17 protein-coding genes are annotated in these 18,387 nt (G+C 56.3%); 4 read left to right on the top strand and 13 right to left on the bottom strand.

Translation table 11 applies throughout. From position 1 onward, the window contains the following. Positions 1–66 precede the first annotated feature (66 nt). The 3 genes from FEM41_RS05800 to FEM41_RS05790 all read left to right on the top strand — a co-directional run bounded on the left by FEM41_RS05800 (position 67) and on the right by FEM41_RS05790 (position 5,599). The gene (locus FEM41_RS05800; RefSeq protein WP_138095089.1) at positions 67–1,473 is read left to right on the top strand and encodes a nucleobase:cation symporter-2 family protein; all 1,407 of its coding nucleotides are present in this window, start codon (positions 67–69) and stop codon (positions 1,471–1,473) included. A 142-nt stretch (positions 1,474–1,615) separates the two neighbouring features. After that, complete coding sequence (locus FEM41_RS05795) at positions 1,616–3,355, top strand: AsmA family protein (RefSeq protein WP_138099120.1); 1,740 nt, start codon at positions 1,616–1,618, stop codon at positions 3,353–3,355. Positions 3,356–3,628: 273 nt separating this feature from the next. Continuing rightward, positions 3,629–5,599, top strand: coding sequence for a TonB-dependent receptor plug domain-containing protein (locus tag FEM41_RS05790; protein ID WP_138095088.1), 1,971 nt, complete (start codon positions 3,629–3,631; stop codon positions 5,597–5,599). 20 nt (positions 5,600–5,619) lie between these two features. On the opposite strand, the gene fabY is transcribed toward FEM41_RS05790, so the two are convergent. From fabY to ibpA, 6 genes are all read right to left on the bottom strand, one after another. After that, a complete protein-coding gene (gene fabY, locus FEM41_RS05785) occupies positions 5,620–6,561 on the bottom strand; it encodes a fatty acid biosynthesis protein FabY (protein WP_138095087.1) in 942 nt (313 codons plus the stop codon). A gap of 47 nt (positions 6,562–6,608) precedes the next feature. Further along, the gene (gene dtd, locus FEM41_RS05780) at positions 6,609–7,046 is read right to left on the bottom strand and encodes a D-aminoacyl-tRNA deacylase (protein WP_138095086.1); all 438 of its coding nucleotides are present in this window, start codon (positions 7,044–7,046) and stop codon (positions 6,609–6,611) included. Between the two features lie 105 nt (positions 7,047–7,151). Beyond that, entirely contained in the window at positions 7,152–7,745 is a 594-nt protein-coding gene (yihX, locus tag FEM41_RS05775; RefSeq protein ID WP_138095085.1) for a glucose-1-phosphatase, read from the bottom strand. A gap of 97 nt (positions 7,746–7,842) precedes the next feature. Then, positions 7,843–9,495, bottom strand: a complete 1,653-nt coding sequence (locus FEM41_RS05770) for a putative transporter (protein ID WP_138095084.1) — start codon at positions 9,493–9,495, stop codon at positions 7,843–7,845. A 278-nt stretch (positions 9,496–9,773) separates the two neighbouring features. Beyond that, positions 9,774–10,202 carry a small heat shock chaperone IbpB gene (gene ibpB, locus FEM41_RS05765; protein ID WP_138095083.1) on the bottom strand — a complete coding sequence of 143 codons (429 nt, stop codon included), beginning with the start codon at positions 10,200–10,202 and terminating at the stop codon, positions 9,774–9,776. A gap of 115 nt (positions 10,203–10,317) precedes the next feature. After that, entirely contained in the window at positions 10,318–10,728 is a 411-nt protein-coding gene (gene ibpA, locus FEM41_RS05760; RefSeq protein WP_138095082.1) for a small heat shock chaperone IbpA, read from the bottom strand. Between the two features lie 251 nt (positions 10,729–10,979). Between ibpA and FEM41_RS05755 the strand changes: the two genes are divergently transcribed. Then, complete coding sequence (locus tag FEM41_RS05755; RefSeq protein WP_138095081.1) at positions 10,980–11,300, top strand: YceK/YidQ family lipoprotein; 321 nt, start codon at positions 10,980–10,982, stop codon at positions 11,298–11,300. Here the strand turns inward: FEM41_RS05755 and FEM41_RS05750 are convergent, their stop codons facing one another. The 7 genes from FEM41_RS05750 to dgoR form a co-directional block, all read right to left on the bottom strand. After that, positions 11,301–12,566 (bottom strand): YidR family protein, encoded by a 1,266-nt coding sequence (locus tag FEM41_RS05750; RefSeq protein ID WP_138095080.1) that lies wholly within the window; start codon positions 12,564–12,566, stop codon positions 11,301–11,303. 63 nt (positions 12,567–12,629) lie between these two features. Further along, on the bottom strand, positions 12,630–13,565 hold the full coding sequence (locus tag FEM41_RS05745) for a 2-hydroxyacid dehydrogenase (protein WP_138095079.1): 936 nt from the start codon (positions 13,563–13,565) through the stop codon (positions 12,630–12,632). Between the two features lie 9 nt (positions 13,566–13,574). Beyond that, positions 13,575–14,879, bottom strand: a complete 1,305-nt coding sequence (locus FEM41_RS05740) for an MFS transporter (protein ID WP_138095078.1) — start codon at positions 14,877–14,879, stop codon at positions 13,575–13,577. A 95-nt stretch (positions 14,880–14,974) separates the two neighbouring features. Beyond that, positions 14,975–16,123 carry a galactonate dehydratase gene (gene dgoD / locus FEM41_RS05735; protein ID WP_138095077.1) on the bottom strand — a complete coding sequence of 383 codons (1,149 nt, stop codon included), beginning with the start codon at positions 16,121–16,123 and terminating at the stop codon, positions 14,975–14,977. Beyond that, positions 16,120–16,737, bottom strand: a complete 618-nt coding sequence (locus FEM41_RS05730; protein ID WP_138095076.1) for a 2-dehydro-3-deoxy-6-phosphogalactonate aldolase — start codon at positions 16,735–16,737, stop codon at positions 16,120–16,122. Before FEM41_RS05730 ends, dgoD begins: the two co-directional genes overlap by 4 nt. Then, positions 16,721–17,596: a 2-dehydro-3-deoxygalactonokinase gene (locus FEM41_RS05725; protein WP_138095075.1), complete on the bottom strand. Its 876-nt coding sequence runs from the start codon at positions 17,594–17,596 to the stop codon at positions 16,721–16,723. The genes FEM41_RS05730 and FEM41_RS05725 overlap by 17 nt, the downstream gene beginning before the upstream one ends. Further along, positions 17,593–18,282, bottom strand: coding sequence for a D-galactonate utilization transcriptional regulator DgoR (gene dgoR, locus FEM41_RS05720; protein ID WP_138095074.1), 690 nt, complete (start codon positions 18,280–18,282; stop codon positions 17,593–17,595). The genes FEM41_RS05725 and dgoR overlap by 4 nt, the downstream gene beginning before the upstream one ends. Between the last annotated feature and the right edge of the window lie 105 nt (positions 18,283–18,387).

Below are 18,387 nucleotides of genomic sequence, written 5' to 3'. Positions count from 1 at the left end.
CAATCGTTTGCTTTTACCCGTCACACTCCGATAAAATCACCGCTTTTCCACTATGGGATTGTTTTAATGTCCGCCAACGCCAAAGCCGCTAAACCGGAAAATGCGCCACCGGTAACCCGGACCAGCACCAGCGAATTAATCTATCGTCTGGAAGACCGACCGCCGCTGCCCCAGACGCTGTTTGCTGCCCTGCAGCATTTGCTGGCGATGTTCGTCGCCGTCATTACCCCCGCTCTGCTAATCTGCCAGGCGCTGGGCCTGCCCGCTTCCGATACTCAGCACATTATCAGTATGTCGCTGTTTGCCTCCGGCGTTGCATCCATTATCCAGATCAAAGCATGGGGACCAGTTGGTTCCGGCCTGCTGTCGATTCAGGGAACCAGCTTTAACTTTGTGTCTCCGTTGATTATGGGCGGCCTGGCGCTGAAGAACGGCGGCGCCGATGTACCCAGCATGATGGCTGCGCTGTTCGGCACGCTGATGCTGGCCAGCTGTACCGAGATGATTATTTCCCGGGTACTTCACCTGGCGCGCCGCATTATTACGCCGCTGGTTTCCGGTGTGGTGGTGATGATAATCGGCCTGTCGCTGATTCAGGTGGGGCTGACCTCTATCGGCGGCGGCTATGCGGCGATGAACGATCACACCTTTGGCGCACCGAAAAACCTGCTGCTGGCTGGTGCGGTGCTGCTGACCATTATTCTGCTTAACCGTCAGCGTAACCCCTATCTGCGTATCTCGTCGCTGGTGATCGCCATGGCGATTGGCTACCTGATTGCCTGGGGAATGGATATGCTACCGGCAGATACCACACCGACCAACACCTCGCTGTTTATGGTGCCGACCCCGCTTTATTATGGCCTGGGCATCGACTGGAATCTGCTGTTGCCGCTGATGCTGGTCTTTATGATCACTTCGCTGGAAACCATCGGCGATATTACCGCCACTTCCGATGTGTCCGAACAGCCGGTCTCCGGCCCGGTCTATATGAAACGCCTGAAGGGAGGCGTGCTGGCGAACGGTCTAAACTCCTTCGTATCGGCCATCTTTAATACCTTCCCGAACTCCTGCTTTGGTCAGAATAATGGTGTTATTCAGCTGACCGGCGTCGCTAGCCGCTACGTGGGCTTTGTGGTGGCGCTGATGCTAATGGTACTGGGTCTGTTCCCGGCCGTTAGCGGTTTTGTGCAGCATATTCCGGAGCCGGTGCTGGGCGGGGCCACCATCGTGATGTTCGGGACCATTGCGGCCTCGGGCGTGCGTATCGTCTCTCGCGAGCCGCTGAACCGCCGCGCCATCATGATTATCGCCCTGTCTCTGGCCGTTGGCCTTGGCGTATCTCAACAGCCGCTGATTCTGCAGTTCGCCCCGGACTGGGTGAAAAATCTGCTCTCTTCCGGGATTGCCGCCGGGGGTATCACCGCCATTGTGCTGAACCTGATTTTCCCGCCGGAGCAGGAAAAACAGTCATAACGTTTCGGTTCTTTCAGGCCTGAAACGGCGGGCGGTGGCACACTCTGTTCACCGCCCGCCGTTTTTGTTTGAGATTCTCCTTCTTGAGCCGATGCGTTAAATCGTGCATAACAGCCTGTAGGCTTCCCCGGGGATGGAGGTAATCACATTGCTTAAAAAACTGATCGTTACGCTACTTGTCGCCATTATTCTGGTGATTGTGGCGCTGTATATCGTGGTACAAACCCGCTGGGGGGCGAGCCAGGTCACCCGTTGGATCAACGAAAACAGCCGCTATCACCTGACTTTCGATCGTCTGGATCACCGCTGGACCTCCCCAACCCATCTGGTGCTGGATAACGTCAGCTTCGGGCAAAATGGCCACCCGGCCTCTCTGGTGGCGAAAAGCGTGGATATCGGTCTTAGCAGCCGTCAGTTGACCAGGCCGCGCCACGTTGCCTCTCTCACGCTCATCGACGGTACCCTGAATCTGAACAATCGCCCGCTTTCCGTTCCGTTGCAGGCCGATACTCTGCGCCTGAACCGAATGGCGCTAAACCGCTCAGGAGATCCATGGCAGTTGAGCGGACACCAGATCAACGGCGGCATCAGCCCCTGGCTACCGGAAGCGGGTTATCCATTGGGTAAGCAGGCGCAGATAGAAATAAGCGCAGGAGAAATAACGCTGAATGGCATACCGGCGCGTAACGTTCTGGTTCAGGGCAATATCCGCGACCGTAACCTGACGCTGACCACCATTGGCGCCGATCTGTCGCGCGGCACGCTGACCGCCAGCGCCCGGCGTGATGTCAGCGGCCACTGGCTGATCAACACGCTACGCCTGAACAATATTCGCCTGCAGTCCGACAAGTCGCCAGGCGAACTCCTGAAACCGGTAACCGATCTGGCTTCGGTGAAAATCAACAATATGGATGTGACCGATGCCCGCCTCCAGGGACCGGGATGGGCCGTGACCGATCTGGATATGAATCTGCGTAATGTCACACTGAATCACGGTGCATGGCGTAGCGACGACGGCACCCTGTCATTAAATGCCAGCGAACTTATCTACGGCAGACTGCATCTGTTCGACCCCATCTTTAACGCCGATCTCGCGCCCGGTGGCGTGAAACTGCGCCAGTTCACCTCACGCTGGGAAAACGGTATGGTGCGCACGAGCGGCGAATGGCAGCGCACCAGTCAGACTCTGGCGCTCAACGAACTGGTACTGGCGGGCGTTGAATATACGCTGCCCGAAAACTGGCGCTCGCTGTGGCAGACGCAACTGCCCGAATGGCTGAATACCGTCGCGGTAAAAAGCGCCTCCGCCAGCCGTAACCTGCTGATCGATATCAATCCCGACTTCCCATTCCAACTTACGGGTCTGGACGGCAGCGGTAGCCAGCTTCAGTTGGTACGCAACCGCCAGTGGGGATTGTGGTCCGGCACCCTGAATCTGAACGCCGCCACGGCCACCTTTAATCGTACCGATCTCCGACATCCTTCAATCAAACTGGACGCGGCATCCGATGCGATTCGGGTCAGCGAACTGAGCGCTTTTGCCGGAGAAGGGCTGATGGAGGCCAGCGCCACGGTATCCCAACTGCCGCAGCGTCAGTTCTCATTAACGATGAACGGCCGCAACGTACCGCTCGATGTGTTGAACCACTGGGGTTGGCCGCTACCGGGCCAGAAGGGCAACGGCAATATAACGCTGAATCTGAACGGTAGCCTGGCGGCAGGTACGCCGCTGAAGTCCGGCCTGAACGGCCAGTTGAAGGTCACCGACACGCAAGGTCGCCAGACGGAACATCAGCGGGTTAACGGCGAGCTTACAGGCAATGCGCCCACGCCTGCGCCACAACCGCCGCTGGTGCCTCAGGCCGCCATGCCAGCCCCCTGAGTTCATCACTCCTCTGGCGATCTGCGGACCACCAGAGGAAAATATCGCATTGTCTCCATCCATAGCATTCCCCGCCGGTTATGAAATTCTGAAATAAATCCTTTTTTCATAACATGTGATTCTGAGCAATACCCCCTTCGCTATATATGTCATTATATAGCGCAATTTCCCATTTATTGCTGATAAAAATATATTTAAATCATTCTGTTACTGTCTTCAGTAACCAATTTTTCCTTGTATCACCCTACAGATAACACAACCAGGACGACGAATATGAAATGGAGAACAAACGCGCTTTGCGTCGCTGTCACACTAACGGCGGCTTCTTATACTTTCGCAGCGGAACAAGAAGAGACGATGACCGTCTGGAGCAGCCCGGCATCGACAACCACCAGTATTTTAGGACGGGAGACTATCGAAAAACTGGATAAGAAAAATATCGCTGAAGCACTGGCGGTGATTCCTGGCGTCACACTGCAAAAACACGGCGCGCGCAATGAGTTACAGATACGGGTACGCGGAATGGATAACCGCCAGGTGCCTGTCTACCTCGACGGCGTTCCTATCTATGTACCCTATGACGGCAATATTGATTTAGGGCGGATAATGACCTCTGACGTCAGTTCCGTGGAAGTGTCAAAAAGCTATGCCTCCCTGCTACAGGGCCCGAACCAGATGGGCGGCGCCATTAATATCACCACCAGTAAGCCCCGAAAAGAGCTGGAGGCGTCCGTGGGTTATCGTCAGGGCTGGAGCAGAGGATCGCAAAACGCTTACGATACTTATGCCTCCTTTAGCGTCAGTCACGATCTGGGCTACATCCTGTTCAGCGGCAGCCGTTTTAAACAGGATTATCTGGGTCTGCCACACGATGTGAATAATGACATCAGCGGCCACAACGGCCAAATAGCCAACTCCGCCACCGACGATAAACGCGGCACCCTTAAAATAGGCTTCACTCCTCGCGGCAGCGATGAATACAGCTTCACCTATACCTATCAGGACGGCGCGAAGAGTGACCCGCCCTATACCGGAAAGAACAGTCTCCAGGGAGCGCGCTACTGGCAGTGGCCAGAGTACGACAAAAAAAGTTTTTACTATCAGGGAACGACGCACATGGGCGATCATTTCACCCTTAAGAGTCGCTATTATCACGACACCTTCAATAATACGCTTTTAATCTATAACTCACTGAGTGCACTAAAGAATAAAAATGGTGGCTACAGCCGCTATGCCGATTTCAGCAATGGCGCGGGCCTTCAGTTGTCCACCGATCTCAGGGAGAGCGATTTACTCTCGTTCGCCGTAAACTGGAAGGATGATATTCACCGTTCAACCGGCACGCGTAATGGCTCCCAGGATCGATACCGCGACAGAACCTGGTCGCTGGCCAGCGAATATCAGTGGACAGCGACCCAGGCGCTTAATGTGGTCGGCGGTATCAGCTATGACTGGCGTGACAGCAAACAGGCGATGGCGCATGAAAGAAATGGCTCCATTACCCATTATCCGGAAAACAGCAAACACGCTGTTAACAAGGAAGTCATGGCGAAGTATCAACTCAATGACCGGCATACCCTGGCGCTGGCGTTAACCGATAAAACCCGCTTTCCGACGCTAAAAGAGCGCTACACCACCAATAAACCCGCCGGACACCGTGTCGGACTCATCAACCCCAGCCTTCAGCCGGAACGCGCGCGCGGTATCGATGTTACCCTGAGCGGCAGCCCCTGGCGCAGCTGGGATTACGAAATCAGTGTGTATTATAACCGCATCAGCGACGCTATCCTGACTCAGAGCATCGATCCGGGACACGACCAGAACAGAAACAGCGGCCGGATTGATTTCAGCGGGCTGGACCTGGGCATTAAGGGCGACATCACGGACTATCTCAGCGTGGGAATAAGCTATGGTCTGATCCACGCTTCGCCCAAAAGCAAAGAGATCCGCCATATCACCGGAGCGCCCACACAGTCAGTTAATGGATGGCTGACTATCACGCCGATTCCGAAATTGCGGCTTACGCTGTCGGAAGAGGCGAGAACGTCCAGTTACAGCACCACTCAATACGACTTTAAGGCCGCGGGTTTTGCCGTGACGCATCTGCGCGCGGATTATGATGTGGGCTATGGCCTGAGCGTTAACGTTTCGGTCAACAACCTGTTTGACTCACGCTACGCCTACAGCGAAGGATTTATTGAAGAGGGGCGCAATTTCTGGCTGGGAATGGCGTATAAATTTTAAACGACGCGCCCCGTTGCCGCCTACTCCTCTTCGTTTCCTCCCTCCTCCAGCGGCCCAAAGGGTCGCGCGGGGAGGACAATAAAGATGCCTTCAAAGACCGCCCCGGCGGTTTCATCCCCGTAGAGCGTCACTTCAAGCTGAACCCGGGCCTTGCGCCCGCGCGCCAGGCGGTCGAGATCGCCACTCAGCGATCCCAGATCGGCCACGGCGCTGGGGCGCCCGCTAATCGGGCGGCTATAGCGAATATGGGCATCCGCCAGAATGATGGTGCCGCCCAGGTGACGCTCGCGCAGCATTAACCAGATCAGCCCCCAGCCGGTCAAAGTGGCTATCGAAAACAGGCTACCGGCAAACAGCGTATGGTTAGGATTCTGGTTACCGATTTCCGGCATGGTGGTTATAAATTTTTGGCCGGTATATTGCTGAATGCGCACGCCCATCTTTTCACTTAGCGGAATATGCTGATACCAGGCCTGCTGTAGCTGGCCGCACCAGTCGGCGCGATGCAGAATATCATCCAGCGTCTGTATCGGTTTAATCATCAGGAAGTGACGTACCGGCGTGGTCTGGGGCGTGGTGATCTCGCCCTGGTTCACAAACCCCAGTCGGGAGAAGAACTCCATCGCATCTTCTCGAGCGCTGCAGGTCAGTCGCTTCACCCCTTCCTGACGCGCCACCGACTCCAGGGTCATTGCCACCAGCGTTCCTAACCCCTTTTCCTGGACCGAAGGGTGAACGGCCAGAAAGCGAATAGAGGCTTCATTTTCGGCATTGACGTAGAGGCGCCCTACGGCGACGGTATTTCCCTCTTCATCCACGACCATCTGATGATGCGCCATGGCGTCCCAGGCATCCCGTTCAGATCCTTTAGGCTGATGCAGCGGCTTACGCAGCATCTCCCAGCGGAACTGGTAGTAACATTCGAGTTCTTCTTCGGTTTCTGGTACGCGAAGGTAATACATAACCGTGCTCTCTCCTGTTGCCGCCGCCGGAAACTGCCGACGGCGTATCAGACCTGTAGCCAGAAGGTGACCGGGCCATCATTGACCAGCGACACCTGCATATCGGCAGCAAAGCGGCCGGTTGCGGCTTCCACCCCCTGACTGCGACAGCGTTCGACAAAATAGTCGTACAGCGCTTCTGCCTGCTGTGGCGCGGCCCCGCGCGAAAATCCCGGGCGCATGCCGCGTTCGGTATCCGCCGCCAGCGTAAACTGCGACACGACCAGGACACTACCGCCCGCCTGGCGCACGTTGAGATTCATTTTCCCCTGCTCATCGCCGAAGATGCGGTAACCCAGCACCCGCTCGCAGAGCCGATCGGCTTTTTGTTGGTTATCTTCTTTTTCGACACCCAGCAGAACCAAAAGTCCCGCGCCTATTTCACCCGTCGTCTCCTGATCTACGGTGACAGAAGCCCGGGTGACGCGTTGAATTAATGCAATCATTTTCACTTTCTTATTTACGGACAACCGTTTGTGAGAGTGACAGCTATTTCCCCGTCAGGCAAGACGGGGATGAAATCAACGCGAGGAGGAAAGAGAACAGAACGGTTACTGCCGGGCGAACCAGTCCGGAATGGTGCGGTTGTCGGTAACCAGAATGCTGGTGATTCCGCACGCTTCGGCACCGTTAATATTGTCAGCATTATCATCAAAGAACAGTGTCTGTTCGGCGGAGAAGCCCTCTTCTTTAAGGACTTTTTGGTAAATTCCCGGCTCCGGCTTACGCATTCCCATATCCTGAGACAGCCAGATGCGATCCGCAGCACTCTGAATTTCCGGATACTGTTCCGGCCAGTAAGTAGTATGCAGACGATTGGTGTTGGAGAGTACCACCACCCTGTGCCCCTGCTCACGCAACCGGTTCATGATATCAATCACTTCCGGACGCAACGCCACGAAAATGGCCTGCCATCCCGTGGTAAACTGTTCATAGCTCAGAGGCAGTGACATCTCATGGCACAGCTGGCTGGCAAACTCTTCATCGCTGATTTCGCCGCGTTCATGACGGTGAAAGGTTTCTCCCATCACAAAACTCTTTTGCAGCTCCGCCAGGGGAATACGGCTGAAATCGCTCCAGGCTCCCAGCACGCGCCTGAAATCGATATCGACAATGACATTCCCTAAATCAAAGATATAGAGCATTTTCTGTTATCCCCTTTGTTGCAATTGAGTCCTTAATGAAGCGTAGCGACGGATAGTAATTTTAGCCATCCGCATCCTCCTGGACGGACCGCCACAATTACCAAAACATCACCACCAGTAACTGAGGCGTAATGATGCGCAGGAACATCACCAGTGGATATACCGTGGCGTAAGAGAGCGCCGCGGCGCCGCTGGTGGCATGCAGGTTATTGGCAAACGCCAGCGCGGGAGGGTCGGTCATGGAGCCCGCCAGCATTCCACACAGAGTCAGATAATTGATACCGGTGAACAGACGCGCCAGCAGCGCCACCCCCAGCAACGGCAACGCAGTAATCGCTACACCATAGCTGATCCAACTCAGGCCGTCGCCCTGAACCAGGGTATCCAGAAAGTCACCGCCGGATTTAAGCCCCACCACCGCCAGAAACAGCACGATGCCCAACTCGCGCAGCACCAGATTAGCGCTGGGCGGCATAAACCAGTAAAGGCGACCAATACTGCCGATACGCCCCAGAATAATCGCCATAATCAACGGCCCGCCGGCCAACCCCAGACGCAACGCCGCCGGAAAACCTGGGATAAACAACGGAATAGAGCCCAGCAGAACGCCCAGACCGATACCGATAAACACCGGCAACATCTGCACCTGCTGTAGCTTCTGCTGCGCATTCCCCATCTCCGCAGACACCGCTTCTATCGATCCCGGCCTGCCGACCAGCGTCAGGATATCGCCAAACTGCAAGCTGGCGCCGCTCCCCGCCACCAGCTCAACACCGGCTCGATTCAGGCGCGAAATCACCACATCGTAACGCTGCTTGTAGTTAAGATCGCGGATTCGTTTTCCTAACACCCGCTCGTTAGTCACTACTACCCGCTCCACCCGCAGGTCGCTACCGCGAGTGGAAAGCGAAGTCGCCACCTCTTTGCCGATAATCAGCTGCGCATCGTGCAGATCCCGCTCTTTACCCACCAGGTGCAGCAGATCGCCGTTCTGTAAACGGGTTGCCGGAGACGGCACCATCAGAAGCTCGCCGCGCTTCAGGCGCGAACAGACCAGGCTGTCGCTGTTCAACAGCGGCACATCCTGAATGGCAAGATTATCAAGGTTAGGATTCTCGACCCGAATATTGAGCGTATGCAGACGTTCCTGACCGCTGCCGCAGCTCGCTTCAAACTGGCTGGCTTCCTGCTCAAGGTTGATCCGAAACGCCAGGCGAATCAGCCACATGGTAAGCAGAATACCGCAGATCCCAAAGGGGTAAGCCATGGCATAGCTCATACCCATCATATCGACCTGCGTTGTCGGCATACCAAGGTCGCTCAGAATCTGCTGTCCGGCCCCCAGCGCCGGAGTATTAGTGACCGCGCCAGAGAAAATACCCAGGATAACCGGCAGCGGCACGGCGAAAAAAACGTGTAGCGCCGCAGTGACCAACGCCCCCAGCAGCACAATAAGAATGGCGAACAGATTAAGCCGCAGTCCGGAAACTCGCAGCGAGGAAAAAAAACCCGGCCCCACCTGGATGCCGATGGTATACACGAACAGAATCAGGCCGAACTCCTGTAATACGTGCAGCATATCGGCATTGAGCATCAGCCCGGCGTTATCGACAAAATGGCCGACGATAATGCCACCGAACAGCACACCGCCAATGCCCATACCGATACCACGGACTTTGATACTGCCAATCCACAACCCGACGACGGCCACCAGCGCCAGTACGCTAACCGTTAATGCGATTCCGCTCATCAGACTTCCCTGTAAACCATACTGTTAAAAGGGATTCTGACAGAGCCCCCCCAAATGAACAGGGGGTCAGCGCACAAAAAAAGCTACCGGATGGGAGCTTCAGGTTGATGACAAAGAGGGAAAAAACGGGGTTTTTCCCTCTTTGGGTTTATCAGTAGAAAATCAATGAATTGATTTTCCTTGTTTATTTTTCTGGGCTTCTGGCCGAACGCGTTCGTCCCAGGTTTATCAACAGTCTCAAGCTCCCGGATGGGAGCTTTCTTTCGTCATACAGCGAATCAGCTATTCAGCGCCGGGCGTTCACTGATGGCAATACGCTGCGGAGCAATGGCTTCCGGAATGTTGCGGGTCAGGTCAATATGCAGCAGACCATTGGTAAAGGTCGCGCCGGAGACTTCCATATGTTCAGCCAGGGTAAAGCTCAGGCTGAACGGCTGAGTCACCAGCCCCTGATGCAGCCAGTGGGTTTCGCCTTCCTGTGCCGGAGGCGTCCCTTTCACGCTCAGCCGGGTGCCTTCCAGCTCCACATCCAGGTCCTCCTGGCGGAAACCGGCCAGCGCCAGCGTGATGCGATAGTGGTTATCATCGCTCTTTTCGATGTTATACGGGGGGAAGCCCTGAGCATCACCGGCGCTTTGCAGCGCATTAGCGAGTTTGTCGAAGCCTATCCACTGACGCAGCAGCGGTGAAAGATCAAAGTTACGCATGGCATTTCTCCTTCTTTGAAGCGAGTCATGTTGCACCGGTGCCCCTGGCACCAGCGTCTGCTCCCGAATTCGGCAAGCAGTGAGTATGGGCCGGCCCTGTAGCCAACCCGGAAAATTAGTTAATTTCGATGCGACGCGGTTTCATCGCTTCCGGAATCACGCGTTCCAGATCGATGTACAGCAGGCCATTCACCAGATTCGCGCCGCGAACGTGAATATTTTCCGCCAGTTGGAATTTGCGCTCGAAGTTGCGCTCGGCAATGCCCTGGTAGAGATAGGTCCGCTCTTTCTGCTCAGTGGCATGGGCGCCTTTCACCACCAGCAGGTTATCCTGCGCAGTGATATCCAGTTCGCTTTCGGCGAAGCCAGCCACGGCGATAGCGATGCGGTAGTGGTTCTCATCGACCAGCTCAACGTTGTACGGAGGATAGCCGTTGCTCTGACTCTGATTGTTTTCCAGCAGGTTGAACAGGCGATCGAAACCAATAGCGGAACGATAAAGGGGGGATAAATCAAAATTACGCATGAGTTTGCTCCTGAAATCAGCGAGATAAATAAAAGTCTTCCTGTCGGACAGACCGGATGGCCCGCGCTCCCTGTCGGCAAGCGCCTCAATTGGGCACACTTTTTAAGTGGCGTCGCCTCGCAAATTTTCAAGGCAGGATGGAGATTTTTTTGTCGCCGCGCTTATCTTTGCTTAGACTACAGCCAGAAGCAGCGACGCATCTGCAGCCTGAAATATGACGGGTATATGTCTCCCAACGGAAGAGAGTGAAAATGAAAAGATCCTTTCAGAAGCTCCTGCTCAGCAGCGCAGTTACTGCTATGTGTGGATGTTCCAGCGTCATGAGCCATACTGGCGGCGGTGAACTGGGTTACTACCCCGGCACCCGCGCCAGCTACAAGATGTTAAAGGATGACGAAACCAGCTGGGGGATGAAACCATTGGTCGCGCTGGATATGCCGTTTACCGCAGTAATGGATACGGTATTGATCCCCTGGGATGCCTTCCGCACCGACAAATCCATCAAATCCCGGGTTGAAGAGAGCGAAAGCAAAAACCTCGCCACTAACTCCGCGATTCCTCCTGCTTCCTGATCAATCGTCGATCGGAGTCATAAACAGTTGCCGGAAGTCTTCCACCTCCTGCATCCAGGCAATGTGACGACCATCCGGTGAGAAAACAACCGCATCGGCAGACGGCGGCACCGCAAGCGGCTCGGTCAATGGCGTAATCGCCCCGCTATTGGCATCGCACAGTACAATACGTTTTCCCTGAACAAAGCCCAGCGCCCGGCCCGACGGATGCCAGTTAAAGGCGGAATCCACTCCCTGCAACCCGTGCGTTAGCTGTCGCGGTTCGCCGCCATTGGGAGACATCAGCCACAATTGCGCCACGCCATTCGCATCACCCATCAGGAACGCCAGGTTTGCACCGCCAGGATCGCTGCGTACCCAGTGGCGCGGCGAATTGACCAGCCCGGGATGGCTAAAATGGTGAGTAAAGGTCAGTCGACGTTGCGCAACGCCATCCGGCGGTGCCGGCATTGTCGTGGGTGTTCCCGCCAGCGGCGACATACCGGGACGCTTCCATGCCGCCTCATCCTCGGGAAGATCGACAATAAACAGCTCCGGCACCCTGCCGCCATGGCGATCGCAGGTATCGCCAATAAAGGCCAGCGCCCAGCGTTGACGCGTACCGTCTGGCTTCAGATAGCCCTGATTCCCTACCCAGCCCTCTTCATAGGCGCGGCTGATATCATCACTGCCCGGGCGCGGCGTCGGCGTGGTATGGCTGACCAGCGCACACCAGTGGCTACCGCCGTATTCCCGCGGATGGCTTTGCGGCGGCGTGACCGGGCCGAACGGCAGCGCCACGCCGACGTTGCGCAAATCGAGCGCCGGACAGCGCTCATGCAACACGTGGTCATTATAGGTAAAGCTGAGTCGGCTACCGTCCGGGCTCCAGACGTGAACGTGGCTGCCACCACGCAGGGCGCCGGGCGTATAGGGTTCGGTGATATCCATCGCATCCAGATTAGTCGCCCGCCCCCCTTCCACTACCACGCCGCGCCGGTGATGAAAGTCGTACCGCCAGGCAGCATCGGGATTCTCGGGCCCATGGATAAAGACATAGCGGTCAGGAGCGTGTGGATTCACCGTCACCACGCCGACATGAGCCCCCTGGGGCGCCCGATAAAGCACCTCGATCTCACCGCTTTCCACATTAACCCGCTCGATGGTCTGGCCGGTAAAGGACGCGCCGGACGGGCGAACATCGAAAGCCAGCCAGCGGCTGTCCGGCGTCCAGGCGTTGATATTGGTAAGCTGATGGTTGCGCTTAGCAAAGGTAAGCTGTTTCACGTGGATAATCTCCCGACCCTGATCGCTGTATAGGGTAGAAGATCCTGAACCAAAAACCTATTGTTATGCCACTGGCGTGACCGCCCTTCCCGTCTCAAACCAGGCCGCTACGTTGTCCAGAACCAGCCGGGACATCTGAGCCCGGGTATCGTGCGTGGCGCTCGCCATATGGGGCGTAATCACCACATTATCGCGCCCCTGGAGCGCCTCTGGCACTTCTGGCTCACAGGCAAACACATCCAGCCCGGCACCGGCGAGAGTCCCCGCGTCCAGCGCCTTTATCAGCGCCGCTTCATCCACCACGCTGCCGCGCCCAATGTTAATCAGAATCCCTTCCGGCCCCAGCGCCGCCAGCACCTTGCTACCAATAAGCCCCCGGGTTTCTTCGCCTCCGGGAATACAAACCACCAGAAAGTCGCTGTCAGCCGCCAGTGCGCTCAGATCCTCAACCCGTTGCCAGTCGGGGCCGGCAACCGGCGTACGGTTATAGTACGCGATCGTCATATCAAACCCTCTGGCCCGGCGGGCCAGGGTCTGACCAATCCGCCCCATGCCGGCAATTCCCAGCCGGGCGCCGCTGACTTTACGCGTCCACGTAAAACCGCCATCCCGCCAGCCGCCGCGTTCGATAAATTTCTGGGCCGCGACAATGCGTCGCGACGTCGCCAGCATTAACCCCATGGCCAGATCGGCTACATCATCGGTCAGCACGCCCGGCGTATGGGTAACGGTCACGCCATATTCGCGCGCCGCGGCCACATCCACGCCGTCATAGCCCACACCAAATACGGCAATCAGCTTTAGCGCGGGCATGGAGGCAATAAACTCCCGGGAGACTACCGCCTCGCCGTTGGTAATGGCCACTTCGCAACTTTCCGCCAGCGTTTGCGCTTCAACCGGCGTCAGCGCGTCATAGTCATACAGGTCGTAGCGTTCCGCCAGTTCCGCCGTTAGCGCATCCGGCAGGCCCGCCTGCTTCAGTACCTTTTGCTTCGTCATGATGATTCCTCAGATACGCGTTGCCGCGCCTTTTGCTGCCTGATGCCGCCCCGGACGAGCAACGATTACCCCCAGAATACCGCCCAGCACCAGCGCTGCCGCCACAATCATCAGCCCTGAATGGTAGCTGTTGGTCAGATCCTTTATCCGCCCCAGAACCGGCGGCAGCCCCAGTCCAACAAAGTTGGCGATGGTGTTGATAAACGCGATGGAAGCCGCAGCCGCCACGCCCGCCAGTTTTTCGGTGGTGACGGCCCAGAACACTGGCGTCAGGGCAAAGTTAAGCCCCACCGTCAGGATTAGCAGCAGATACGCCAGCCCCTGGCTCGGCGACCATACCGCCATCGCCAGCGCCAGCCCGGAAAGGATAAGCGGTAGCCCCATATGCAGGGCGCGCTCGCCGCTGGTATCGGAATGACGACCATTCAGGTACATAAACAGGCAGGCGAAGATAAAGGGGATTCCCGAAAGGACACCCACCAGCAGGTTACTGCTGTCGCTGGCCATACTTTTGATAATCAGGGGCAAAAACAGGGTAATACCGATGGTGCCAAACGCCTGCAGGAACCACACCAGGCTAAGCAGCAACACGGTTTTATCTTTCAACGCCCGCCACCAGCGGTGATCGCTCACCTCTGCGCCCGCGTTATCCTGCGCCAACTGGCGAGTCAGCCAGCTCTTTTGCTGCGGACTCAGCCAGGCCGCCTGGTCCGGCGATTGCGGCAACCACCGCAGCACCATAATCCCCAGAACGATAGCCGGAATGCCCTCCAGGGCAAACAGCCAACGCCAGCCTGCTATATCCGCCAGGCCATGCATATTCAGCAATGAGCCGGAGAGCGGCAGACCAATAACCGACGCCATGACAGAACCCATATAAAAGAATGACATAGCCCTGGCCCGGTTACTCTTCGGGAACCAGCAGGAGATATACCAGATAATCCCCGGAGCGAACCCCGCTTCCGCCATACCCAGCAGAAACCGCATAACGTAAAGCTGAGTCGGCGTCTGTACCAGCGACATGCCAGCGCTGACGATACCCCAGGTGATCATGATACGGGCGATCCATAACCTGGCCCCCACCTTCGTCATAATGACGTTGCTGGGTATTTCGAAAATAATATATGAGATATAGAACATCCCGACCCCAAGACCATACATACTGGCGCTCAGTCCAAGGTCGGCATTCATTTGCAGTGCGGCGATGGAAATATTGGTTTTATCGAGATTTGCCACAAAATAGCAGATAACAATAAACGGAATAATTCTCTTATTTAATTGCCGCAAGGTTGTAGAGTACAGATTCATTATCATTACCTCACCATGGCGCGGACGCTGCCCGGCCTCTGTCTTAAAACAGCGGATTGAGTATTGTTGTTCTGTTTTTATAAATTAACGGGAACGGAAAATTACCACTCCGCTACGCTGCCATCTTCATGGCGCCAGAGCGGATTACGCCAGTCATGCGCATTTTTGCTGCGTTCGATCACCTGCTCTTCATCAATTTCCACGCCGAGCCCCGGTTTGGTTAACGGTTTAAAGAAGCCGCCTTCCATATTGAAGTCCTCTTTGTTTTTCACAAAGTCGAGCAGTTCCGCACCCTGGTTATAATGGATGCCCATGCTTTGCTCCTGGAATACCGCATTGCGCGAGACAAAATCCACATGCAGGCATGCCGCCAGCGCAATGGGCCCCAGCGGGCAGTGCGGCGCCAGCGCCACATCATAGGCTTCCGCCATACCGGCGATTTTATAACACTCGGTAATGCCCCCCGCGTGGGAGAGATCCGGTTGCAGGATAGCCAGCCCTCCCGCTTCCAGAACGCGTTTGAACTCAAAGCGTGAGAACATCCGCTCACCTGCCGCAATGGGGATATGAGTTTGCGCAGCCAGTTTCGGGTAGTACTCAGCCTGTTCAGCCAGTACCGGCTCTTCAATAAAGAGTGGCCGATGCGGCTCCAGCTCCTTAATCAGCACTTTCGCCATCGGCGCACTGACGCGCCCGTGGAAATCGAGCCCGAACTCAATATCATTACCAAAAGCTTCACGGATTTGCGCCACGGTATTCACTGCCGCATCTACCGCGCGTGAACTATCAATGATGCCCATCTCTTCACAGCCGTTAAGTTTGAAGGTATCAAAACCAATAGCGCGCAGTTTTCCTATACCATCAATCACTTCCGCTGGTCTGTCGCCCCCCACCCAACTGTAGGCTTTGATTTTGTCACGTACCAGGCCGCCCATTAGCTGCCAGACCGGGGCATTCAGCACCTTACCTTTGATATCCCACAACGCCTGATCGATACCAGCGATGGCGCTCATCAGTATCGGGCCACCGCGATAAAAGCCAGCGCGGTACATCACCTGCCACAGGTCGTTAATCCGCGCCGGATCCTGACCAATCAGGTATTCCCCCAGTTCGTGAACCGCCGCTTCTACCGTGCGTGCGCGCCCTTCGATAACGGGCTCGCCCCAGCCAACAACGCCTTCATCGGTTTCGATTTTCAGGAACATCCAGCGCGGGGGTAACCGGTATGTCGTGAGTTTGGTTATTTTCATTTCACAGCCTCCTGATACGCCTTAACAAATGCAGCCGCCTGCTGCGCGGTACGCTCAACGGGCTGTCCGGCACGATAGAGATCGCTGCCCAACCCGGCTCCGACACAGCCTGCACTAATCCATTGCGCCAGGTTATCCGGCGTGACGCCGCCGACGGCGAATACCGGAACATCCGCAGGAAGAACCGCTTTCAGGGCTTTGATGTAATCAGGACCGAAGGCCGATGACGGAAAAATCTTCAACGCCTGCGCCCCGGCATCGAGCGCGGCAAACGCTTCGCTGGCGGTGGCGCAACCGGGGCAGACGGTCATACCATAACCCACCGCGCGGCGAATGACTTCGGGCTGGATATTGGGCGTAACGATAAGTCGGCAGCCCATCTCAGCAAGCTGGTCCACCTGTTCCGGTTTTAATACCGTCCCTGCGCCAATGAGCGCTTTTTCGCCGTAAGCCTCTACCACGGCCGGGATGCTTTGTTCCCAGCGGGGAGAGTTAAGGGGAATCTCCACTGCGTCAAACCCCGCCTCGATAACCGCGCCAACGTGCGCCTGCGCCTCGTCGGGCTGTACGCCGCGCAGGATGGCAATCAGCGGAAGTTCAGTCTGCCACTGCATGTACGATGCTCCTTATACCTGTCTGAAATGCCGTATCGCCGGAAACCACCGTCACGCGCCGACCCACCGCGTCCAGCGCTTGTCGGTAGCGTTCAGCCAGCGCCTCACCGGCGACAATCGTGACCTGCTGTGCGCAAAAGCGTTCGCCAAGCGTGGCGACTTCCGCACCAATCAGCAGACCGGATAAAAATTCGCTGACCTGCTCGCGCGGGAGCGCGCCCAGCACGTGTGAAGCGCGAACTTCAAAAAGCTGCGGCAGGACGGCAGGCGTGGCCAGCCCACGTTCCAGCCCGGCGCTAAACGCCTTAGCGGAATTCGCCTGTTCAGGCAGCCCAGCCCCCACCAGCGAATGACGCAGCAGCAAATGGTGCAGCTCGCCGGTCATCGCAGTACGAAAATCCAGAATTTGCGCATCATCGGCCTGCACCCATTTACAGTGAGTACCAGGCATCACATAGACAGAAGAAGGAGAGAGCATGCGCGCGCCAAGCAGTTGCGTCTCTTCGCCGCGCATCACGTTGTTGTTATCCTCACGGGAAACGCAAAGCCCGGGAACGATCCTGATATTGTCGCCAACGGCGGTTAACTGCTCGCCAATAGCGGAAAAATGGACGGGAACCGGCAGGTAAGGCGCGATTTTCCAGCCGACATTGCTGCCGATCATTCCAGCCATCACCACGGGCGTGGATTCGTCGCGCCAGTTTTGGGTGACTTCTGCTAACACCGCTTCCGGATCCCGGCCATTCAGGCAGGTGACGCCAGCTTCCGACTGCCTGCTCTCCAGGCATGTATCGCCCTGATAAAGCCAGGCACGTAAATTGGTCGATCCCCAGTCAATAGCGATGTAGCGAGATGTCATGTGATTTCCTTCAACCTTCGTGTCGAGTTGGCAATCATGGTTAATGCCGCCTGTTCTGCCGCATCGCCGTCCTGATGCCGTATCGCATCGAACAGCGCTTTATGTTCCTGGAGCGTTTGCGGCATATTGGCCTCATCGCCCATCCAGGTCCGTTCAAATACCGCCCGCTGTAGCGAGCTGATCGCCACGCTAAGCTGCTGTAAAACCGGGTTGTGCACCGACTGGAGCACCGCTTCGTGATAGCGGATATCCGCTTCGTTAAAGGCATCACGGTTTTGGTTGTTGGCGATCATGTCGTTTAACGCTGACTCAATGTGCGCCAGGTCGCCTGATGTCGCCCGCTCCGCCGCCCAGCGTGCAATGGTCGGTTCCACCAGGTTACGCACCTCGCTCATGGCGCTAATCAGCCGCGGGTCGTCATCGTTTTCCAGTACCCACTGAAGAACCTCGGTATCGAGGTAATTCCACTGGCCGCGCGGCGCGACAAAGGCCCCGCGATAACGTTTCATTTCAATCAACCGCTTCGCCGTTAGCGAGCGAAACACTTCGCGGATGATGTTGCGTGACGTTTCAAATTCGTCGCACAGTTCGGTTTCTGCCGGCAACGCCGCCCCAGGAGCATACTTCCCATCAACAATCTGGCGGCCAAGAGCATCGATAATGCGGTCGGTCTTCGTCAGGGTCATGTTCATTCCTTTCTGTTCAGACTGTCCCCTCTGTTTACCCTGGAACGCCGGTTTTGGCATCGTTTTTGTACTACAAGACTTTTTGTTACACCTCTGTTAATAACG

It is taken from the genome of Jejubacter calystegiae, from assembly GCF_005671395.1.
GTDB lineage: Bacteria > Pseudomonadota > Gammaproteobacteria > Enterobacterales > Enterobacteriaceae > Jejubacter > Jejubacter calystegiae.
Note: the sequence above shows the minus strand (reverse complement) of the source record. Positions and strands in the feature narration are given on the sequence as shown.